The organism is Micrococcus sp. 140720015-1 (genome assembly GCF_053627595.1).
The window spans coordinates 106,453-127,881 of the sequence record NZ_JBSEYC010000006.1 but is presented as its reverse complement, the minus strand read 5'-3'; the positions used below and the strand labels follow the sequence as shown (position 1 = coordinate 127,881).

General features: G+C 74.3%; 16 protein-coding genes, 1 tRNA gene and 1 other RNA gene. 9 read left to right on the top strand and 9 right to left on the bottom strand.

The window, feature by feature from the left end; genetic code table 11:
* Window positions 1-160 precede the first annotated feature (160 nt).
* Window positions 161-1,174, top strand: a complete 1,014-nt coding sequence (locus ACUXPL_RS11190) for an ABC transporter ATP-binding protein (protein ID WP_454183887.1) — start codon at window positions 161-163, stop codon at window positions 1,172-1,174.
* A complete protein-coding gene (locus tag ACUXPL_RS11185; protein WP_454183885.1) occupies window positions 1,171-2,427 on the top strand; it encodes an ABC transporter permease in 1,257 nt (418 codons plus the stop codon). Before ACUXPL_RS11190 ends, ACUXPL_RS11185 begins: the two co-directional genes overlap by 4 nt.
* Before the next feature lie 43 nt (window positions 2,428-2,470).
* Here ACUXPL_RS11185 and recR read toward each other — a convergent pair whose 3' ends face one another.
* Complete coding sequence (recR, locus tag ACUXPL_RS11180) at window positions 2,471-3,070, bottom strand: recombination mediator RecR (protein WP_454183883.1); 600 nt, start codon at window positions 3,068-3,070, stop codon at window positions 2,471-2,473.
* 115 nt (window positions 3,071-3,185) lie between these two features.
* The gene (locus tag ACUXPL_RS11175; RefSeq protein ID WP_454183881.1) at window positions 3,186-6,671 is read right to left on the bottom strand and encodes a DNA polymerase III subunit gamma and tau; all 3,486 of its coding nucleotides are present in this window, start codon (window positions 6,669-6,671) and stop codon (window positions 3,186-3,188) included.
* A gap of 78 nt (window positions 6,672-6,749) precedes the next feature.
* Here ACUXPL_RS11175 and ACUXPL_RS11170 point away from each other — a divergent pair, with 78 nt between their 5' ends.
* A complete protein-coding gene (locus tag ACUXPL_RS11170) occupies window positions 6,750-7,415 on the top strand; it encodes a malonic semialdehyde reductase (RefSeq protein ID WP_454183879.1) in 666 nt (221 codons plus the stop codon).
* Window positions 7,416-7,454: 39 nt separating this feature from the next.
* Here the strand turns inward: ACUXPL_RS11170 and gluQRS are convergent, their stop codons facing one another.
* Window positions 7,455-8,441, bottom strand: a complete 987-nt coding sequence (gene gluQRS, locus ACUXPL_RS11165) for a tRNA glutamyl-Q(34) synthetase GluQRS (protein ID WP_454183877.1) — start codon at window positions 8,439-8,441, stop codon at window positions 7,455-7,457.
* A 16-nt stretch (window positions 8,442-8,457) separates the two neighbouring features.
* Window positions 8,458-8,554: signal recognition particle sRNA small type (gene ffs, locus ACUXPL_RS11160), an RNA gene on the bottom strand.
* A gap of 155 nt (window positions 8,555-8,709) precedes the next feature.
* On the opposite strand from ffs, the gene ACUXPL_RS11155 reads away from it, so the two are divergent.
* Both ACUXPL_RS11155 and ACUXPL_RS11150 read left to right on the top strand, forming a co-directional pair.
* Window positions 8,710-8,795: transfer RNA gene (locus ACUXPL_RS11155), tRNA-Ser, on the top strand.
* Between the two features lie 217 nt (window positions 8,796-9,012).
* A complete protein-coding gene (locus tag ACUXPL_RS11150) occupies window positions 9,013-10,575 on the top strand; it encodes an amino acid carrier protein (RefSeq protein ID WP_406892647.1) in 1,563 nt (520 codons plus the stop codon).
* 87 nt (window positions 10,576-10,662) lie between these two features.
* On the opposite strand, the gene poxB is transcribed toward ACUXPL_RS11150, so the two are convergent.
* Window positions 10,663-12,378 (bottom strand): ubiquinone-dependent pyruvate dehydrogenase, encoded by a 1,716-nt coding sequence (gene poxB / locus ACUXPL_RS11145; RefSeq protein ID WP_135040504.1) that lies wholly within the window; start codon window positions 12,376-12,378, stop codon window positions 10,663-10,665.
* A 130-nt stretch (window positions 12,379-12,508) separates the two neighbouring features.
* Entirely contained in the window at window positions 12,509-13,405 is an 897-nt protein-coding gene (locus tag ACUXPL_RS11140) for a haloacid dehalogenase (protein WP_454183874.1), read from the bottom strand.
* Between the two features lie 114 nt (window positions 13,406-13,519).
* Between ACUXPL_RS11140 and ACUXPL_RS11135 the strand changes: the two genes are divergently transcribed.
* Both ACUXPL_RS11135 and ACUXPL_RS11130 read left to right on the top strand, forming a co-directional pair.
* The gene (locus ACUXPL_RS11135) at window positions 13,520-14,452 is read left to right on the top strand and encodes a tryptophan-rich sensory protein (RefSeq protein ID WP_454102168.1); all 933 of its coding nucleotides are present in this window, start codon (window positions 13,520-13,522) and stop codon (window positions 14,450-14,452) included.
* 150 nt (window positions 14,453-14,602) lie between these two features.
* Window positions 14,603-15,604: a thermonuclease family protein gene (locus ACUXPL_RS11130; protein WP_454183873.1), complete on the top strand. Its 1,002-nt coding sequence runs from the start codon at window positions 14,603-14,605 to the stop codon at window positions 15,602-15,604.
* An 88-nt stretch (window positions 15,605-15,692) separates the two neighbouring features.
* Here ACUXPL_RS11130 and ACUXPL_RS11125 read toward each other — a convergent pair whose 3' ends face one another.
* The 3 genes from ACUXPL_RS11125 to ACUXPL_RS11115 form a co-directional block, all read right to left on the bottom strand.
* Window positions 15,693-16,790: a YihY/virulence factor BrkB family protein gene (locus ACUXPL_RS11125; RefSeq protein ID WP_454183871.1), complete on the bottom strand. Its 1,098-nt coding sequence runs from the start codon at window positions 16,788-16,790 to the stop codon at window positions 15,693-15,695.
* 107 nt (window positions 16,791-16,897) lie between these two features.
* A complete protein-coding gene (locus tag ACUXPL_RS11120; protein ID WP_454183869.1) occupies window positions 16,898-18,316 on the bottom strand; it encodes an L-serine ammonia-lyase in 1,419 nt (472 codons plus the stop codon).
* Between the two features lie 184 nt (window positions 18,317-18,500).
* Window positions 18,501-19,415 (bottom strand): NUDIX hydrolase, encoded by a 915-nt coding sequence (locus ACUXPL_RS11115; protein ID WP_454183867.1) that lies wholly within the window; start codon window positions 19,413-19,415, stop codon window positions 18,501-18,503.
* Window positions 19,416-19,594: 179 nt separating this feature from the next.
* Here ACUXPL_RS11115 and ACUXPL_RS11110 point away from each other — a divergent pair, with 179 nt between their 5' ends.
* Window positions 19,595-20,377 (top strand): electron transfer flavoprotein subunit beta/FixA family protein, encoded by a 783-nt coding sequence (locus tag ACUXPL_RS11110; protein WP_180536816.1) that lies wholly within the window; start codon window positions 19,595-19,597, stop codon window positions 20,375-20,377.
* Window positions 20,374-21,411 (top strand): electron transfer flavoprotein subunit alpha/FixB family protein, encoded by a 1,038-nt coding sequence (locus ACUXPL_RS11105; RefSeq protein WP_454183865.1) that lies wholly within the window; start codon window positions 20,374-20,376, stop codon window positions 21,409-21,411. Before ACUXPL_RS11110 ends, ACUXPL_RS11105 begins: the two co-directional genes overlap by 4 nt.
* The last annotated feature ends 18 nt before the right edge of the window (window positions 21,412-21,429 follow it).

The window sequence follows — 21,429 nt, the reverse complement described above, 5'->3', positions numbered from 1 at the left end:
CCAGGTGAACCCCTGTTCCGGATGCTGGACCCGGCGCCCGCGGCAGGCCGGGACGACGGCGCCCGCGGCCCCGCCTGCGACCCCGGTCGGGCCGGGATCGGCGCCGGGATCATCCCCCGGGTGGATCCGCGTCCGTGCACGGCGCGGCAAGGATGGGGCCATGACCGCTCCAGCACCCCCGCCCGCCTCACCCGTCCTGGGGGTGGCCGCCCACGACGGGATCGTGGCCCACGGCCTCGCCCGCTCGTTCGGCGCCGTCCATGCGGTGCGGGACGTCTCCCTCACCGTGCCCGCCGGCTCCGTGACGGCCCTCGTCGGCCCGAACGGCTCGGGCAAGACCACGCTCCTGCTGATCCTGGCCACCCTGCTGCGCCCGGACGCCGGCGCCGTGTCCGTGGCCGGGGTGGACGCGGTGCGCGAGCCCGTCGAGGCCCGGCGGCGGCTCGGCTGGATGCCCGACACCCTGGGCGTGTGGGAGGAGCTGACCTGCCACGACATCCTCGCCAGCCTGGGCCGGCTCTACGGCATGGGGAAGGCGGAGGCGTCGGCGCGCGCGGATGAGCAGCTCGCGTGGGTCGAGCTCACGGAGTTCGCCCACCGGCCCGCCCGCGTGCTCTCCCGCGGCCAGCAGCAGCGCCTGTCCCTGGCACGGGCCACCGTGCACCGGCCCTCCGTCCTGCTCCTGGACGAACCCGCCAACGGCCTCGACCCGGCCGCCCGCATCCGGCTGCGGGACGACCTGCGCGCCATGGCCGCAGCCGGCACCGCCGTGCTCGTCTCCTCCCACGTGCTCGCCGAGCTCGAGGAGATGTCCGACCGCGCCGTGTTCCTCCGCGAAGGTGCCACGGTGGCCACCCAGGAGTTCCGCGCCGCCGACGACCTCGCCCGCCCCTACCGGATCGCCGGGCCCGACCCGACGGCCCGGGACACCCTCGTCCGCGCCCTCGAGACCCGCGGCCTGACCGTCACCGCGGCCACCGGCGCCGGCGCGGGCCAGCGCCGGGACGGCGTCGTGGTGCAGCTGCGGGGCGAGGCCGCCGCGGCCGCGCTGCTCGCGGACCTCGTGCGCGAGGGTGTGCTCGTCAGCCACTTCGCGCCGGAGGGCTCCCGCCTCGAGAACGCCTACCTGGGCCTCCATCTGGAGGGCCCCCGCACCGAAGGAGACCGGCCGTGAGCACCGCCGTCGCGACCTCGATCCACGACCGCCGCCCGCCGCAGCCGCAGCCGGGGGGACGCCTCGGCGCGGCCCAGGCCGTGGCCACCGTGGTGGGCATGGAACTGCGTCAGCGGCTGCGCTCGCGCGGCTGGTACGTGCTGTTGGGCGTCTTCTTCGTGGTGGTGGGGGCGGTGACCCTCGGTGCCCTCGGGCTGCGAAGCCTGGGCGTGGCGGAGATGGAGGCGTCCGGCCTGGAGCCGGAGCTGGCGGAGCAGCAGATGCGCGCCCTGGGGCGGACGCTCTTCGACGGCGTCCTGCTCTTCGTCCTCACCCTCTCGCTGCTGGTCTCGCCCGCCCTGGCGGCCAACGCGATCTCGGGCGACCGTGCCGGCGGCACCCTGGCCATCACCCAGGTCACCCTGCTGCGGACCGGGCACCTGATGGCGGGCAAGTGGCTGGCCGCGTGGATCGCCTCCGCCGCGTTCCTCGCGGCGGCGCTGCCGTGGCTGGCGGTCGCGGCCGTGGTGGGGCGCGTGTCCCCGTGGGCCGTGCTGGTGGGGCTCGTGATGATCCTCGTGGAGTTCGGCATGATCGCGGGGATCGGCGTCGCCGTGTCGGCGATCACCGGGCGCACGCTGTTCGCCGTCGTGGTGACGTACCTGATCGTGGCGGCGCTGACGATCGGCACCCTGGTGGCCTTCGGGCTGTCCCTGCAGTTCCTGCAGACCGAGGTGCGGGCCAACGACGCCGAGTACGGCTCCATGACGGCGGAGCCGTTCACCGAGGCGGAGCTCGAGCAGATGACCCCGGAGGAGGCGGAGCAGGCCTGGGCCGAGTGGGAGGCGGCGCACCCGGAACTGTACGACGGGATCGCCGACCGGTGCGTCGGCCCGGTGACCGCCCGGACGATCCCCGACCCGCGGCGCAGCGGATGGCTGCTCGCGGCGAACCCCTACGCCGTCCTCGCGGATGCCTCCCCCTGGGAGGCAGGGCTCCTCGAGAACGGGACCCGGGCGGATCCCGGGCCGCTCAACCTGCTGTCCGTGGGGCTGCGCTGGACCCAGCGCGACCCCGTCCGGGACGTCGAGTGCCTCGACGGCGAGCTGCGCGGTCTCGACCAGAGCGGCGTGCCGGACCGGCAGGGCACCTGGCCGGTGTGGCCGCTCGGTCTGGCGATGCAGGGTGTGCTCGTGGCCGGGCTGGTCTGGTGGGGCCACCGTCGCCTGGACACCCCGGCCGGGCGGCTGCCCGCCGGCACTCGCGTGGCCTGAACCGGGCCGGCGTCGGGCAGGACCTGCTCGACGCCGGCCCGTGTCAGCCGCTGATCAGGCGGCGTCCCTCGAAGGCACGGCCGAGGGTGACCTCGTCCGCGTACTCGAGGTCCCCGCCGACGGGCAGACCGGAGGCCAGGCGCGTGACGCGGATGCCCGTGGCGCCCAGGAGCCGGCCGAGGTAGGTGGCCGTGGCCTCGCCCTCGAGGTTGGGATCCGTGGCGAGGATGACCTCCTGCACGGCCTCGTCCTGCAGCCGGGTGAGCAGCTCGCGGACGTGCAGCTGCTCGGGGCCGATGCCGGCGATCGGATTGATAGACCCGCCGAGCACGTGGTAGCGGCCCTGGAAGGCGCGGGTGCGCTCCATGGCCATGACGTCCTGCGACTCCTCGACCACGCAGATCTGGGAGCGGTCCCGGCGCTCATCCCGGCAGAGCGAGCACACCTCGTCCTCGGACACGTTGAAGCAGACCGAGCACAGCCGCACCCTGTCCTTGACCGTGCGGATGGCGTCCGCGAGCCGCAGCATGTCCTCCCGGTCCGCCTCCAGCATGTGGAAGGCGAGGCGCTGGGCGGACTTCGGCCCGATGCCCGGCAGGCGGCCGAGCTCGTCGATCAGGTCCTGCACCGCGCCCTGGTACATCCGTCTCCCTCGTCCGATGGTGCGTCTCGTGGGGCGTGCGCCCCGACGCGGCGCCGTGGTCCGGCGCCGCGTCCATCATGCCCGCGGCCCCGGACGGCGTACGGGCGCGTTCGCCTCAGGCGTCGTTGGGGCGTTCCTCGAGCAGACGGCCGCCGAGCACCCGTTCGACGACGGCCCGGCCCACGAGGCCCGAGTCCTCGAGCGGGACGTCGTCGTCGCTGGCGACCTCGTCCTCCCACCCCACCCCGGACGTTGCCGGGGCGGTGGGGCCGGTGTCGGCGGGCCGGGCCGGGCCGCGACCCTGGGCGGCCTCGCGGGCGGCGCGGATGGCCGCGGCCCGCGCGTCCAACGACGGCGGCGCCGAGGCTCCCCCGGCGGGCTCGGCGTCGGCGGGGCGCGCCCCGAGCGAGGCCGCGCTCGGCCGGCCCCCGGCGGGGGAGCCCGGCGTGGCGTCCGGGCCGGGGCCGCCGGGAGCGCCGGGGCCGCCTCCCGTCCCGCGGCCGCCGCCCGAGCCCGCGTTCACCGGAGGCTCGAGGGGCCCTCCGGCCCGCAGCCGCTCCATGAGCCGCGGGTACATGCTCGCCGGATGGCCCGAGCCCGGGAAGTCCGAACCGGTCGGGCCGGCAGCCGCGCGCGGCGTAGCGTCCGAGTCGTCGGCGGGCACACCCGGATCGGGGGTCGCGTCGGCCGTGGGCGCGCCCGTGGGGCGCCGCTGCTCGTCCGAGGACGGGCCGGCACCCGAGGCGGCCGGGTGGAGATCGCGTCGCTCCGTGGCCGCTGCGTCGTCATCCGGGGCGGGTGACGGCGTGGCAGGCCGGGCGGAGTCACCGTCCGCGGCTCCGCCCGCGCCGTCGTCGAAGCCGGCGGGACGGGTCGCGCCGAAGCGCTTCGCGAACTCGGCGCGCAGCTCCGCCTCCGGACGGGCGAACACGGGGATCGCGTGCTCCTCCTCGCGGACCAGCGGCCCCGGGTCGTAGGCCCGACGGACCTCCTCGGCGCTCGGCTCGCTCTCGACGGGGGCCGGGGCGTCGGGCCGGACCGGGGAGTCCTGGCCGGCGTCCGGCGCGGCGCCGCCGGGGGCCGGTGCGGCCTGCGGCGGCGCCCCCCAGTCCTCGACCGACGGCACGGGGCCGTCCCAGCCGGCGGCGCCGACGGGCCGCTCCTCGGCGTCGCGGGCCGGCGGGGTCCAGCCCTCGGGGCCGTCCGAGTCGTCCTGCTCCGCGTCCGGGTCGAACGCGGGCAGCGAATCCCACGGGTCCTCCTCGGGCGGGGGAGCATCGTCCCAGGCGGGCGGCTCCTCGTCCGGGCCGCCCCAGCCGTCCGCCGGCGGCGCGGGGGCGGGCGTCGTCGACGACGTCGGCACCGGCCCCCAGGAGGTGGCGGGGGCCGCGGGCGTCCAGGCGGGGGACGGCTGCGGCGTCTCGCGCTGCTGCGTGGCCCGGGGCGGAGCCGCCGGCGGCGCCGGGTCGTCCTCCACGGTGGAGGGTGCGGCGGAGCGCGGCGGGGCGGGGCGGGAGGACTCCGGCTCGCGCGGGGCCGGACCCGGTGCCGGAGCGGGCCGGTTCGGCTGCGCCGCCGGTCGGTCGGGCCGTTCCTGCGGCGGGGCCGGGCGCTCAGGCCGGTCCGTCCGCGCCGGGCCGGCCGGGCGAGCGCCGGACTGTGCGCGGGCGTCTCCGGTCGGCGCGTCCCCACCGAGGATCAGGTCGAGCCGCGGGCGGATGCCGAGCACCTGGTGGACGGCCTCGCCGAGCACGCGGTCGCCGCCCCGGCCGAGCAGCGACTGGCGGGGCCCGTCCTGCTGGAAGCCGATCGTCAGCAGCGAGCCGTCGTAGCCCGCGACGCTCGCGTTGTCCTTCACCAGCATCCACACCAGGCGTGAGGCGTCCTCGAGGGCCGCGAGGATGTCCGGCCAGGCCCGGCGGATCATCTCCACCTGGCTCGCCGCCGGGGCGGGCGTGGGGCTCGACGGCGCGGCCGTCGCCTCGGGCCCGTGGGCGGGGGCCGGTGCGGCACCGGTGCGCTCCTGGGCCTGGGGCCGGCCCTCGGGCTCGGGGCGGCCCTCAGGCTCGGGGCGGCTCCCGGCCTCCGGGCGGCGCGCGTCCTCGGGACGGGCCCCGACCTCAGCCGGTTCGGGCCGCCCGGGCTGCGGCGGCTGCTGCGCGCGCTCGGACCCCGTGGCCCCGGCGGCCGCGTCCCCCTCCGGCGCCTCTGCCACGGACTGCGGGGCAGGCGGCGTCCAGCGCTCCGGCGGGGCGGTGGGCGCCGTCGGCGCGGACTCCTCCGGCCGCCGCATGGCGGCCCGGGCGAGCGCGGCGCCGGTCAGGGGGCCGGAGCCGTCCGCGTTCCCGGCCGATCCGCCGCCGTCCGGGGCGGGCGTGCCGGACCGGGCCGGCGTCGTCGTGCCCTCCGGGGCGCCGTCCTCGACGGGCGCGGCGCCGCCGAGCTCGAGGCGCCGTTCGAGGGCCTCGAGGCGGGCGGCCAGGCCGCGGTGCGTCTCGTCCGAGGCGGGCAGCAGTAGGCGCGCCATGAGCAGCTCGAGGTGCAGGCGGGGACTGGTGGCCCCCACCATGTCCGTCAGCGCGAGGTTGGTGATGTCCGCGAGGCGGGAGAGCTCCGCGCGGGAGAGCTGCGCGGCCTGCGCCGACAGACGCCGCACCTGGTCCTCCGGCATGCCGTGCAGGATCGCCCCGGCCTCCTCCGGCAGGGCACGGGCGATCACGAGGTCGCGGAAGCGGTCCAGCAGGTCCTCGACGAACCGGCGCGGGTCCTGGCCGGACTGCACCACACGGTCCACCACGCGGAACACGGTGGGGGTGTCGTCCGCGGCGACGGCGTCGATCACGTCGTCCAGCAGGGCCTCCGGGGTGAAGCCGAGCAGGCTCACCGCGAGCTCGTACGAGACCTGGCCCTCCTGAGCGCCCGCGATCAGCTGGTCCAGCACGGAGAGCGTGTCACGCACCGAGCCCGTGCCGGCGCGCACCACGAGCGGCAGCACGCCCTTCTCCACGGACACGCCCTCCTCCGCGCACAGCTGCTCGAGGTAGGCGATGAGCGGCTCCGGCGGCACGAGCCGGAACGGGTAGTGGTGGGTGCGGGAGCGGATGGTCCCGATGACCTTCTCCGGCTCCGTGGTGGCGAAGATGAACTTCAGGTGCTCCGGCGGCTCCTCCACGATCTTGAGCAGCGCGTTGAAGCCCGCCGCGGTGACCATGTGCGCCTCGTCGATGATGAGGATCTTGTAGCGGTCCCGGACCGGGGCGAACGTGGCCCGCTCGCGCAGGCCGCGGGCGTCCTCCACACCGCCGTGCGAGGCCGCGTCGATCTCCAGCACGTCCAGGGAGCCCGGCCCGCCGGTGGCCAGGTCCCGACACGAGTCGCACTCGCCGCACGGCGTGGGCGTGGGGCCCTGGGCGCAGTTCAGGCAGCGCGCGAGGATGCGGGCGGACGTGGTCTTGCCGCAGCCGCGCGGGCCGGAGAAGAGGTAGGCGTGGTTCACGCGGTCCTTCGCCAGTGCGGTGCGCAGCGGGACCGTGACATGGTCCTGCCCGATCACGTCCTCGAAACGGTCCGGGCGGTAGCGGCGATACAGGGCGGTGCTCACCCTTGAAAGCCTATCCGGCGGGCGGACGGGCTAGGGGAGCCGGGGAATGCGCACGCCCGCCGGCCCGTTCCCAGGCCCATGACCACCACGCACATGCACACCGATGCCGAGGACACGATCCACCCCACGCAGCCGGCCCCGGACGCGGGACCGCTGAGTCAGGCCGAGATCGACCGCCTCTTCGCGGACCGCCACACGACGCAGCTCTTCTCGGACGAGCCCGTCGACCTCGCGCTGATCGAGCGGGCCTACGCGGACCTCCGCTGGGCGCCGACCGCCATGAACAACCAGCCGCTGCGGCTCGACGTCGTGGACAGCCCCGAGGCCCGCGTCCGCCTGGCCCCGCTCATGATCGAGTTCAACCGGGAAAAGACGGAGCGCGCCCCGCTCACGCTGATCGCCTCCTACGACCTCGACTGGCACCGCCACATGGGCCACCTCGCCCCGTTCCGGCAGGGCTTCGAGGAGGATGCCGAGGGCAAGCCGGGCATGCGCGAGGGGATGGGCCGCATGAACGCGCTCATCCAGGTGGGCTACCTGCTCGTGGCCCTGCGCGCGCACGGGCTCGAGGTCGGCCCCATGGCCGGGTTCGACGCCGCCGCCGTGGACGCCGAGTTCCACGCGGACCGTGCGTGGAAGTCCCTCCTGGTGATCAACGTGGGCCACGCCGCCGCGGACGACGAGAAGGCGCAGCAGCCCCGCCAGGGCCGCCTCGACTTCGGCCAGGCCGCCCAGGTCCTCTGACCGGGGCCGGGTCTGCGGCGGGCCAGGGCGCCGGCCCGCTCAGAGCCCGGTGAACACCCACGGATCGCGCGGCAGGGCGGCCGGGTCGAACGCGGGCACGGCGGCCGAGAGCGGCCCCGCGGGCAGGCCGAGGGATTCCAGCAGCCGGTCCCGCACCCGCTCGGGGGTCCACGCCGGGTCCTGCGCGGCGAGGTCCTCGAGCGTCACGGCACCGTCCCGCTTGGCCAGTCGCCGCCCCTCCGCGTTCAGCACGAGCGGCACGTGCAGGTACTCCACCGCAGGCGTCGGCTCCCCGCGCGCGGCGCACAGCGCCTCGGCCAGCCAGCGCTGGCGCGGGGCCGAGTCGAGCAGGTCGTCGCCGCGGACCACCTGGTCCACGCCCTGCGCCAGGTCGTCCACGACGACGGCCAGGTTGTACGCGTACGCCCCGTCGTTCCGGCGCAGCACCAGGTCGTCGACCAGGCCCGTGACCTCGCCGTGCAGCACGTCCACGGCGGTGGCGCGCGGGATCTCACCCGTCGGCAGGCCCGCGACCTTCGCCGCATCGATCCGCAGGGCGGCGGGGCGCACCCGCCGTCGATCGGCCCGCTCGGCCTCCGTCAGGCCCCGGCAGGTGCCCGGATAGAAGCCGGGCGGACGCAGCGGCACGGCGCCGCCGGAGGCGGGGGCGCCGTCGTCGGGCCTCGGGTGCGGGGCCGACGTCGCCTCCGCGATGTCCTTGCGCGAGCAGAAGCACTCGTAGACCGCGTCCGCGCCGTGCGCGGCGCGAAGGGCGGCCACGGCGGCGTCGTACAGGGCGGTGCGTTCGGACTGGCGCACCGGCTCGGCGTCCCAGTCCAGCCCGACGGCGGCCAGGTCCGCCCGCTGGTCGGCCTCGGCCCCGGAGCGGACGCGGTCCAGGTCCTCGATCCGCAGCAGGAAGGCGCGGTCCGTGGCGCGCGCGGCGAGCCACGCGACGAGCGCGGTGCGCAGGTTGCCCAGGTGCAGGCTTCCCGTGGGGGAGGGGGCGTAGCGTCCGGCGGGCATGGGATCTCCTGGGGAAAGTGAAGACCCCTCACGCACCTGCCAGAGCCCACCTACCCTTGCTACCTTCCGGTCCTGGGGGAGTTCAGCGAGATGACACCACGTGAGGGGCCGCCCACGACTCTACCAGGGCGGCGGCGGGCGCGGCGATTCGGGCCACGGCGAGACCCGGGCAGGGCCCGCGCCTCCCGCGGGGGATTGGCGCGGCCCAGGACGATCTGGTTATGATGGAGCCTGCCCTCGCGCGGTCCGCCGCATGAGGGCGCACCAAGGAGGATTCGCCTAGCGGCCTATGGCGCACGCCTGGAACGCGTGTTGGGTTAACAGCCCTCGGGGGTTCAAATCCCCCATCCTCCGCGGGTAAGCCCCGGGACCCCAGTGGTCCCGGGGCTTTTCGCATGTCCGGGACCGCTGTCGACGGGAGAGGGTGCGCCCGGACTCCCGATCCGCCGCGCTGGATGCGAGACGCGCGTCACATTTACGCGTATCCTTCTCCCCAGTCGCCCGGGACCGCCGGCGGCCGCCGCTCGGAGCTCGCACCGCACCGGCCATCCCCACCCGATCTGGAGACCCCATGTCCTTCGCAGATCTCATCACCGCCGTGAACGACGTCATCTGGTCCCCGGCCCTGATCTGGCTCTGCCTGATCGTCGGCCTCTACTTCACCATCCGGACCATGTTCCTGCAGTTCGTGAACATCCCGGACATGGTGAAGCAGCTCCGCGAGGGCCAGGACTCCGCGGACGGCACCTCGTCCCTCCAGTCCCTCATGATGTCGCTCGCCGGCCGCGTCGGCATGGGCAACATCGGCGGCGTCGCCACGGCCATCGCGTTCGGCGGCCCCGGTGCCGTGTTCTGGATGTGGGTCATGGCCCTGCTCGGCGCCGCCACGTCCTTCATCGAGTCCACGCTCGGCCAGATCTACAAGGAGCGCGACCCGGACACCGGCGAGTACCGCGGCGGCCCGGCGTACTACTTCGAGAAGGCCTACAAGCACACGGCCGCCGCCCCCGCGTTCAAGGTGTACGCCATCCTGTTCGCCGTCGTCACCGTCTTCGCCACCAGCTACTTCCTGCCGGGCGTGCAGGCCAACGGCGTGGCCGCGGCCGTGGGCGAGGCGTGGGCCGTGCCCGCCTGGGTCGTGGCCCTGGCCATGGTCATCCTGCTGGCCTTCATCGTCCTGGGCGGCGTGAAGCGCATCGCGACGTTCGCCGTCTACGTGGTGCCCGTCATGGCCGTGCTGTACATCATCCTCGCGCTGATCGTGCTGTTCCTGAACTTCGACCAGATCCCCGAGGTCTTCGGCTCCATCTTCGCCAGCGCGTTCGGCGTGCACGCCGTGTTCGGCGCGATCCTCGGCCTCGCCATCCAGTGGGGCGTGAAGCGCGGCGTCTACTCCAACGAGGCCGGCCAGGGCACGGGCCCGCACGCCGCCGCGGCCGCCGAGGTCTCGCACCCGGCCAAGCAGGGCTTCGTGCAGGCGTTCGCCGTGTACATCGACACGCTCTTCGTCTGCTCGGCCACCGCGTTCATCATCATCTCCACGGGCGCCTACCGGGTGTACTCGGACGGGTCCGGCTCCGGCCTGCTGTTCGAGGGCATCGTCTCGCCGACGGCCTCCGAGGGCCCGGCCTTCGTCCAGACCGGCTTCGACGCCATGTTCTCCGGCTTCGGCCCCACGTTCGTGGCCGTGGCGCTGGCGTTCTTCGCCTTCACCACGATCGTGGCGTACTACTACATGGCCGAGGTCAACCTCGTGTTCCTCACGCGCAACCTGCGCAACGGCATGGTCCGCCGCGTCGCGCTGCGCTTCCTGCAGGCCCTGATCCTCGTGTCGGTGGCCTACGGCGCCGTCGCCACCACGGGTGCGGCCTGGGGCCTCGGCGACATCGGCGTGGGCTCCATGGCCTGGCTGAACATCCTCGGCATCCTCGTGCTGCAGGGCCCGGCCCTCAAGGCCCTCAAGGACTACCGCGCACAGAAGCGCCAGGGTCTCGACCCGCAGTTCGACCCGCGCCCGCTCGGCATCCGCAACGCGGACTTCTGGGAGCACCGCGCCGACGGCCTGATCACCCAGGGCGTCGCCGGCACGGCCGAGCACCCGATCGTCGCCGAGGGCGGCGCCCACCGCGCCTGACCTACCGGCGGGGCTGGGCTCTCCCCGCCCCACCACGACGACGGCCCGGACGCCGCCAGCGTCCGGGCCGTCGTCGTGCGCGGCAGGTCAGAAGAGCTGGCGCAGGTTCGCCTTCGCGAGGTCGAGCAGCTTGGTGCCCTTGCCGTCGAGGACGGTGCGCATGGCGTAGAGCGCGAAGCCCTTGGCCTGCTCGAACTCGATGCTCGGCGGGATCGTCAGCTCCTGACGCTCGGTCTTGACCACCAGCAGCGCCGGCCCGTCGTGGGCGAGGAACTCGCGCATCACCGCGGGCAGGTCCGTCGTGTGGTCCGCGCGGAAGCCCTTGATGCCGATCGCCTCCGCGATCGCCGCGAAGTCCGGGTTCTCCAGGCTCGTCCCGTAGGGGACGAACCCGGCGGCCATCATCTCGAGCTCCACGAAGTTCAGCGAGTCGTTGTCGAACACGAGCGTCTTCACGGGCAGGCCGTTCTGCACGAACGACATCAGCTCGCCGAGCATCATGGCCAGCCCGCCGTCGCCGGCCATCGCCACCACCTGGCGGGTGGGGTCGACCGCCTGGGCGCCGACCGCCTGCGTGACCGCGTTGGCCATGGAGCCGTGGGACATCGAGCCGACGATCCGGCGGCGCCCGTTCATCGTCAGGTATCGGGAGGCCCAGACCACGGGGGAGCCGACGTCGGGCAGGAACACCACGTCGTCGTCGGCCAGCTCGTCGAGGAGGCGGGCCACATACTGCGGGTGCACGCGTCCGCGGCCCGGGGTGGCCAGCTGGTCGAGGTCCTTGCGGGTCTTGGCGTAGTGCTTGAGCGCCTTGTCCAGGAACGCCGACGACGAGTTCCCGCGCAGCAGCGGCAGCAGGGCCTGGGCCGTCTCCTTCACGCCGCCCACGAGCGGCACGTCCACGGCCACCCGTCGGCCGATCTGCTCGCCGCGCACGTCCACCTGGATGACCGTGGCGTCCTCGGGGTAGAACTGCCGGTACGGCAGGGAGGAGCCGAGGATCAGCAGCGTCTCGGCCTCCTTGAGCGCGTGGTAGCCGGAGGCGAAGCCGAGCAGGCCGGTCAAGCCGACGTCATACGGGTTGTCGTACTCGATCCGGTCCTTGCCGCGCAGAGCGTGGACGATCGGGGCCTGCAACCGCTCTGCCAGGGCCACGACCTCGTCGTGGGCGCCGGCCGCGCCCGCGCCGGCCAGGATGGTGATCCGCTTGGACGAGTCCAGGGCCTCGGCGGCCTCGCGCAGCACGGAGTCGGCCGGGATGACGCGGGACGGCGTGTGACGGATCACCTCGGGCTTCGCGGAGAGCTCGGTGAGGGCCACGTCGCCCGGGATCACGAGCACGGCCACGCCCCGCTGCTCGACGGCGGCCCGCATCGCGGTGCGCAGCATGCGGGGCATCTGGTCCGCCGAGGAGACGTGCTCCACGTAGACGGAGCACTCGCGGAACAGGTCCTGCGGGTGGGTCTCCTGGAAGTAGCCCGAGCCGATCTCCTCCGAGGGGATGTGCGCGGCGATCGCGAGCACCGGGGTGCGGGAGCGCTGCGCGTCGAACAGGCCGTTGATCAGGTGGAGGTTGCCCGGACCGCACGAGCCCACGCAGACCGCGAGCTCATCCGTGAGCTGGGACTCGGCGGAGGCGGCGAAGGCGGCGGTCTCCTCGTGCCGGGTGTGCACCCACTGGATGCCGCCGTGGGAGCGCAGGGCCTCGGTCAGCCCGTTGAGGGAGTCCCCGGGCACGCCGTACATGCGGCGCACGCCCGAGGCGTGGAGGGTCTCGACGATGTTCTGGGCGACAGTGGCCACGGTGGAACCTCTTCTCTGGTCGGGAGGCGCCCGGGCCGGTTCGGCAGTGGGCGCCGCATTGCCTTCCACGCTAGGGGTCGAGGTCCCGGCCCGGGGAGGGGCGGCCGCCCGCAGGGGGCGTCCGACCTGGTCAGCGCAGCAGGTCGCGCTCGACCCAGCGCAGCAGGGACTCGCCCGCCCGCTCGTGGATGTCGTCGGCGTCGCCGATGCCGCGTTCGGCGAGGATCGCCGCCGTCACCACGCCGTAGGGCTTCTCGGGGACGCCGTCGGCGGGGCGCACGTCCATATGCTCCACGGCCAGTCCGCGCTCGTGCAGCCGGTCGGCCATGGCGTAGTCGCTGCGCGAGTCGCCCGCGGTGAGCCAGCGTTCGGGCTCCGGGGTGCCCGCCTCCGCCAGCAGGTCGAAGCAGCGCTCGACGCCCAGGTCCTTGCCGGAGGAGCGGTGCTCGACGTCCACCGAGATCACCGAGGGGGCCACGCGCACGTCCTCGGCGAGTCCGCGCTCGGCGAGCAGGTCCTCGACGCCCGCGGCGACGTCGTCGCGCACCCGCTCGTACTCCGTCTGGTCCGCGCCCACCGTCTTCTCGAGGGAGACCATGGCCAGCTTGGTGCGGTCGGTGAACTGCAGGTCCCCGGCACGCTCATCGTTCAGGGCCCAGATCGCGTCACGGGTGTCCGCGTCGATGGCCATGTCAGGGTCGGTGCGGAGCCAGTCCGGGGCGGTGCCGTCCACAGTGACGTCGGGCAGGTCCCCGGAGGGCACCGCGGAGAACGGGAACCACACGGCGCCCTTCTCGCAGATCGCGTGGAAGGGAGCGTCGTCCGGGAGGCCCGCCTCGCGCAGCGGGGCGATCACGCTGTGCAGGAGGAAGTCCGTGGAGCGGCCCGTGTTGAAGACGACCGGCACCCCGCGCCGCGCGAGGCGGACGAGCACGTCGATGATCCCCTCCGGCACGGTCCGGGTCTCGGTGGAGGCCACGGGGCCGTCCACGTCCAGCAGGAGTCCGATCGGGGAGGAAGTGTGCATGCCCCCACCCTAGGCCGCGGTGGCCCGTGCCCGCGATGGGCCCGGCGGCTACGCTGACCCTGAGACCCGCCCCGCCCGGGGCGCACCCCCGACGATCACCCCACGGGAGCACCCATGAGCACCGCCACCGACCTCGGCCCGTCCCGCAGCCCCTTCGGCCCCGACGCCGCGGCGCGCGTCCCCAGCTCGGGGACGGGGCTGTCCTCGACGGGCGGCCGGGTGGCCATGCTCGTGGTCGTGATCCTCGCGATCGTGGCCGCGTTCCTGGGCTCAGGCGTCGTCGGCGGCCTGACCCCCGTGGCCGAGGCCGCGGGCGGCTGGCTCGGCCCGGACGCCACCTGGGTGTCCCCGGCGACCCCCGCGTTCGGCATCTGGTCCGTGATCTACGCGGGCCTGTTCGCCTACGCCGTGTGGCAGTTCCTCCCCTCGGCCCAGTCCGCCCGTCACGACCGCCTGCGACCGTGGATCCTGGTCTCGGTGCTGCTCAACGCCGCGTGGATCTGGACGGTGCAGGCCGGGCTGCTGGGGCTGAGCGTCGTGGTGATCGCGCTGCTGCTGGCGTGCCTGGCGTGGATCCTGGTGCTCCTCGAATCCGTCCGCGCGCACAGCTGGGGCGAGCGGATCCTCCTGGACGGGGTGCAGGGCCTGCATCTGGGCTGGGTCTCGATCGCCGCCGTGGCGAACCTGGCCGCGTGGCTGGCCTCGACCGGCGTCGTCGGCGATCCGGGGCAGTCGTCCCTCTGGGCGAAGGTGATGCTCGTGGTGGCCGTGCTGATCGGCGCGTTCACCGCCGTGTACAACGGAGGCCGCCCGGCTCCGGCGTTCGCGCTCGCGTGGGGTCTGGTGTGGATCGGCGTCGGCCGCGCGGACGGCACGGGGCTGCTCTCGGGCAGCCTCGCCCTCCTGGCGTGGGGCGGCGCCGCGATCGTCCTGCTGTGCTGGCTGGCCGCGCTGCTGCTCTCCCGTCGGTCCGCGACGGGCGAGGCCCGCGACCTCGTCCTCGACGCCCTCGACGGCGGCGGCGACCCCATCGACGGCCGCCGCTGACCCCCGTCGTCATTGACGGAACGGGGACCGATGCTGTCGTGACGCGCGGCAACACCTGTGCCTCCCACATGCGATGATGTGGTGATCCGAGGGCCCCGCCTCACGGCGGGGCCTTCGTCATGTCCCCGTCCCTTCCCCTCCAGGATCCTCGTGCCCCTTGCCCGTCTGCGCGCGGCGCTCCCCGCGGCCGCACTGTCCCTGCTCCTGCTCACCGGCTGCACCGCCACCGACGACGGCGTCACCCCGGCGAGCGATGCCGACACCTCCGCGTCGGGCAACACGATGCCGACGACGCCCACCCCCTCCGTCGACGCGGCTGCGACGAGCCGTGCCGCTGCGTCGTCGCTGGCCGCCTCCTCCGCCGCGCAGAGCTCGCGCGCCGCGGCGTCGTCCTCGATCAAGGCTGCGCAGTCGCGTGCCGCACGTGCCGCGGAGGAGTCGCGTACTGCTGAGGGCTCCCGCAGTGCCGAGCCGGCGGCGTCCGCCGCCCCGGCCGACGTCGAGGGCGACGTGGTCACGGTCGAGTCGATCTCGGACGGCGACACGCTCCGCGTGACACTCGGCGAGGTGTCCACACGGGTGCGCCTGCTCAACATCGACACCCCCGAGACCCGTCACCCCTCGAAGCCGGTCGAGTGCATGGGCCCGGAGGCGACGGCGGCGCTGAAGTCGATGATCAGCCCCGGCGACACGGTGGTGCTGCGGTACGACCGCCGGCTCCACGACCGCTATGACCGCCTCCTCGCCGGCGTGTACGCAGACGGCGTCCTGGTCAACGCCGAGATGGCCCGCCTGGGCTACGGCGAGCCGGCGGTCTTCGACGGCAACGACCGTTTCCTGCCCGAGGTCGAGGCGGCGTGGGAGCAGGCCCGGGCGAACGGCGTCGGCAGGTTCTCCGGGGAGTGCGGCGCCGCGGCCGAGCCCATCCCGGAGGCGGCCCCCGCACCCGGAGCCGCCCCCGCGGCCGGCGACGCGGGGCCGGTGAGCGGAGCCGACTCCGTGTGCCCGGACTCCCACCCGGTCAAGGCCAACGACAACTCGGGCATCTACCACGTGCCCGGTCAGCAGCACTACGGCAGGACCAACGCGCGCCACTGCTACGCCTCCGCCTCCGCGGCCCAGGCGGACGGCTACCGCGCGGCCCAGCGCTGAGGGCCCCGCGCACGACGACGGCCGCCCACCTCGACAGGTGAGCGGCCGTCGTCGTCCATGCCGAACGTGTGCTCGGCGCCGGGTGCGGTCAGCGGCCCTCGTGGACGGCCCGCAGCTCGTAGCCGCGCTCCTCCACAGTCGTCTGCTTCTCGGCGCGCTTCTCCACCCCGGCCACGTCCTTCGGGGGCAGCTGCACCCGAGCCTCGGCGGGCAGGCCGGCCTCGAGCTGGCGGGCACGCTCCACCTCGGTGTCGACCTCCAGCCCGAGCAGCAGCACGATGTTGAAGATCCACAGGGCGAACAGCAACGCCATGATCGTGCCGATCGCGCCGTACGCCGAGTAGCCGGCGAACTGCGTGAAGTACACGGACAGGGCCACCGCGGCCAGCACCATGCCCACCAGCGCCACGATGTTGCCGGGGCCGAAGAGGTGGAAACGCGGCTTCTGGACGTTCGGGGTGGTGTAGTAGAGGGTCGCGATCAGCACCAGCAGGATCAGGACGACGACGGGCCACTTCACCCACGCCCACACCGGCAGGAACGTGTCCGAGAGGAAGTTCACCACGCCGGTCATGCCGAGCGGGCCGGCGATCGGCTGGAGGAAGCCGTCCACGAGCGAGCGGTTCAGCGCCAGCGAGAGCAGCACGACCACGATGCCCACGATCAGGATGAGCGTAGTGAGCAGGTTGGTCAGCGTCAGCTTCACCAGGCCGCGGCCCTCCTCGTAGCCGTACACCGTGTTGGCCGAGCGGTTGAACGCCTTCACGTACGCGGAGGCGGACCACAGGGCGGTCGCGATGCCGATGATGAGGGCGATGATCCCGCCGCCTGAGCTGGCCGAGTCGCTCATGGTGGTCACCAGGTTCGTGACGAGCGGCTGGTAGTCGCTCGGGACCAGGCCGGTCAGCTGCCCCAGCAGATCGTCGATGGCCCCGCGGTTGGAGGCGAGCACGAGGGACAGGATGGAGAACACGGCCAGCAGCGAGGGGGCCAGCGAGAGCACCAGGTAGTAGGTGAGCTTCGCGGCCAGGTCGGTGCCGCCGTCGTTGCCGAACTCCTTGAGCGCGCGCGTGAACGCGTACTTCCAGCCGGCGCCGTCGAGCTTCACGCCCTTGAGCCTCTCGGCGCGCTGGTCGGGATCGATCTTCGCGGCCTCCAGGGTCGCGTCCACAGGATGAATGGCCACGTCGGTCCTCTCGCGCTCGGGGGCAGGGTGCGGGTCGGGCCCCACGGTAGCGGACGGGTGCCCCGTCCGTCCCGACCGGAGCGGCGCTGGGCCGCGGACCCGGGCGATCAGCACTCGATGACGTTCACGGCCAGGCCGCCGCGCGAGGTCTCCTTGTACTTGGACTTCATGTCCGCGCCGGTGTCGCGCATGGTCTTGATGGCCTGGTCCAGGGTCACCCGGTGCGAGCCGTCCCCGAGCAGCGCCAGCCGGGCCGCGTTGATGGCCTTCACGGACGCGATCGCGTTGCGTTCGATGCACGGCACCTGGACGAGGCCGCCCACGGGGTCGCACGTCAGCCCGAGGTTGTGCTCGATCCCGATCTCGGCCGCGTTCTCCACCTGGTCCACGGTGCCGCCGAGCACGGCGCACAGCGCGCCCGCCGCCATGGAGCAGGCCGAGCCGACCTCGCCCTGGCAGCCGACCTCGGCGCCGGAGATGGAGGCGTTGCGCTTGTACAGGATGCCGATCGCCGCCGCGGTGAGCAGGAACTCGACCACCTTGTCGTCCCGCTCCTGCTGCGTGGCGCCCTCGGGGAGCACGAAGCGCATGTAGTAGAGCATGACGGCCGGGATGATGCCCGCGGCGCCGTTCGTGGGCGCGGTGACGATGCGCCCGCCCGAGGCGTTCTCCTCGTTCACCGCGAGCGCGAAGAGGTTGACCCACTCCATGGCCCACATCGGGTCGGTGCGGTTGGTGGTCTGGAGCAGGTGCTCCCGCAGCGCGGGGGCCCGACGGCGGACCTGCAGTCCGCCGGGCAGGATCGGCTCGGTGCGGGTCACGCCGTTGTGGACGCATTCCTCCATGACGGCCCAGATGGCCAGCAGCTGGGTGCGCAGCTCGTCGAGGTCGTGCCGGGTGGCCTCGTTGGCGAGCATGAGCTCCGCGATGCTCAGGCCGGCCTCGTGGCAGCGGGCGGCGAGTTCGGCGCCCGTGGAGAAGGGGTACGGTTCGCCGGTGTCGCCGTCGTCGGTGCGGTTGACGTCCTTGGTGGCGTCCAGCTCGGCCTCGAGCTCGTCCGAGGTGACCACGAAGCCGCCGCCCACCGAGTAGTAGTCGCGGGTGTGGAGCTGTTCGCCGGCGTCGTCGTAGGCGGTCAGACGCATGCCGTTCGGATGCCCGGGCAGGGACTCGCGCAGGTGCAGCGTCAGGTCCGCCTGCCGGTCGAAGGCGATCTCGTGGCGCCCGTCCAGGGGAAGCCGACCGCCCGTGACGATCTCCTCCACGAGCCCGGTGCAGGCGTCCGGGTCGATGGTCTCGGGGTCCTGGCCGGCCAGGCCGAGCAGCACCGCGGTGTCCGAGCCGTGGCCCACGCCGGTGGCCGCCAGCGAGCCGAACAGCTCGGCGTGCACGCGGGCCGTCCGCTCGAGGACGCCGTGCTGGCCCATGCTGTCCGTGAAGCGGCGGGCGGCGCGCATGGGTCCCACGGTGTGGGACGAGGACGGGCCGATGCCGATCGAGAACAGGTCGAGGACGCTGAGCGCCATGCAGTGCTCCTAGGGTGCGAGCGGGACGCGCGGTGGCCGGGGGTGGGGGCCGGACGCGCGGGGCCGGGTGATCCGGTGCAGACCAGACTAGGGGCACGGGGCCCTGCAGGCCATGGGGCCGCGGGTCGTGGTCCGCGGTGCTCTCCGGCCCGTCGCCCGCCGCACGGACCGGAGCCGGGAGCGCTCAGAGGATGTTGTCCTTGGACTCCTCCACCTGCGCGGCCGCGCGGAACGCCGTCAGATCACGCAGATACTCGTCCGCGTGGGGGAACACGGGCCCCTGCCCGGCCACGAGCATGACCCCCTCGAGGGGCTCGAACCGGGAGCGGCCCGCGTGGATGTCCTCGCCGGCGTCGACCAGGGTGCGCAGCTGCCACCACGTGGGGGCCATCAGGTTGACCTCGCCGGCCCGGAAACGGCGCAGCAGCTCGGCGGGCGACGCCCAGCCGTGGCTGGCCGCCTCGGAGGACATCCGCTCGGGGGACTGGCCCTGCGGCAGGTGGACGGCGAAGAAGAACGTGTCGTAGCGGCGCGGGCCCCCGTGCGGGGTGATCCACCGGGACCAGGGCACGAGCGCGCCGGCGTCGGGGCGCAGCCCCTCGTGGTCGAGCAGCTCCCCGAAGTCCACCTCGTGGCGCTCGACGGCGCCGCGCAGCTCGTCCGGGAACGCGGCCACCCGGGCCGGGTCCACGGGGGTGCCGGTGTCGGCGTCCCGGGCCAGGAGCACTCCGGTCTCCTCGAACGTCTCGCGGACGGCGGCGGCCAGCACGCGGCCGGCGCCCTCGGCGGGGTCGAGTCCCGTGAGGGTGCCGTGGGCGTCCACGGGCTCGTGCGGCAGCCCCAGGCGCCGGCCCCAGTCGGCCAGATCCGTGCCCTCCCACAGCCGGTCCGGCAGGTCGTCCGCGGGGTCCACGCGGCCGCCGGGGAAGGCCGTGGCGTGGGCGCTGAAGGCCATGGTCCCGGCGCGGCGGACGGTGAACACCGAGGTCTCGCCGCCGGCCCCGGGTCGGACCAGCACGAGGGAGGAGGCGGGCACCGCCGGGACCCGGGGCCGGTCCTCGGCGGCCGGCGGTTCGGCTGGCGGGGCGGCGGGTCTCACGGTGCCTCCTCGGTTCGGGCGATCATGGTCCGGACGCACGGGCCGACGACGGCGGCTCCGGCCGCTCCCGCGCGCGGGTCATGCGGCCCGCACGTGCGCGGACCCGTAGTCTGTAGCGTAAGTCACCGCGCTCGGGGCGGAGGCCCCGGGGCGAGACCGCGACCCAAGGAGGAGAGGCCGTGAAGATCCTGGTGCTGGCCAAGCAGGTGCCGGACACGTGGCAGGAGCGTGAGCTGAGCCTGGAGACCGGCTGGGTGGTGCGCGACGGCGCGGCCGAGCCCGTGCCGGACGAGATCAGCGAGCGCGTCATGGAGGTCGCCCTGGGCTGGCGGGACGCCGGCGCGGACGTCGAGGTCGTGGCCCTGACGGTGGGCCCCGAGGACTCCTCGAAGACCCTGCGCAAGATGCTGGCCATGGGCGCGGACTCCGCCGTGCAGATCACCGACGACGCGCTCGTCGGCTCGGACGCCGTGGAGACGGCCCGCGTGATCGCCGCGGCCGTCGAGAAGGAGGGCGCCGACCTCGTGCTCGCCGGCACGCTGTCCACGGACGGCGGCACCGGCGTGGTGCCGGCCATGGTCGCCGAGCTCCTGGATCGGCCCTACCTGCCGCACGTCGAGGCCCCCGAGCTGGCCGACGGCGAGCTGACCGGCACCGTGGCGACCTCGGACGCGGACGTGCGCGCCGCCGTCGCCCTGCCCGCCGTGGCGGGCCTGACGGAGAAGACCGCCGAGCCGCGGTTCCCGAACTTCAAGAACATCATGGCGGCCAAGAAGAAGCCGCTCACCGTGCTGTCCCTGGCCGACCTCGGCATCGCCGCGGGCCCGGCCGAGGCCGCCTACCGCTCCGTGATGGTCTCGGCGGACACGCGTCCCGAGCGTGCCGCGGGCGAGAAGATCACCGACGACGGCACCGCCGCCGAGCGGCTGGTGGAGTTCCTCGCGGGTCGGGGGCTCGTGTGAGCGCGAACGTGGAGGAGACCGAGATGACGACGCAGACCGACGCCGCGAACAGCGGTCAGACCGTGCTGGTGCACGCCGAGATCGGCGCGGACGGCGCGCTCCGCCCGGTCGTGGCCGAGCTGCTCGGCGCCGCGGCCACCGTGGGCGTGCCCGAGGCCGTCCTCGTGACCGGCGCGGAGGGCAGGGACGCCGCCGTCGCCCGTCTGGGGGAATACGGCGCTACGCGCGTCCACGTCCTCGTGGCCGACGACGCCGCCACCACCCTCGGCGACGCCGCCGTGCAGGCCCTCGCCGCCGCGACCGCCCGCACCGCGCCCGTGGCCGTGCTGCTCTCCGGCAGCCCCGAGTCCCGCGCGGTGGCCGGCCGCCTGTCCGTCCGCGCCCGCGGCCCCGTCTGCGCGGATGCCGTGGGACTGCGCTGGGCCGACGACGAGGTCATCGCCCGCCACTCCGTGTTCGGCGGCGACTACCTCAGCGAGTCCACCGGCGAGGGCGGCCCCCGGATCATCACCATGCGCCCCGGCGCCGTCGCGGACCGGGCCCCGGCCGTCGAGGCGCCCGAGGTCGTGGAGCTGGCCGCCGCCGAGCTCGGCCCGGTGACCGCCGGCGCCCGGGTGCTCGAGGTGAACGCCCGCACGCAGAACTCCGCCCGTCCGCCCCTGCGCGGCGCGAAGACCGTCGTCGCCGGCGGACGCGGCGTGGGCTCCGAGGAGGGCTTCGCGATCGTCGAGCAGCTCGCCGACGAGCTCGGCGCCGCCGTGGGTGCCTCGCGTGCCGCCGTCGACTCCGGCTACACCGCGGCTGAGCGCCAGGTGGGCCAGACCGGAGTGATCGTGTCCCCGAACCTGTACATCGCCCTCGGCATCTCCGGCGCCATCCAGCACCTGGCCGGCATGAAGACCGCCAAGACCATCGTGGCGATCGACAAGAACGAGGACGCCGAGATCTTCGAGCACGCCGACTTCGGCGTGGTCGGGGACATCTTCCAGGTGGTCCCGCAGGTCATCGAGCAGCTGCGCACCCGCCGCGGCTGAACCGGTGCGGGCGCGGTC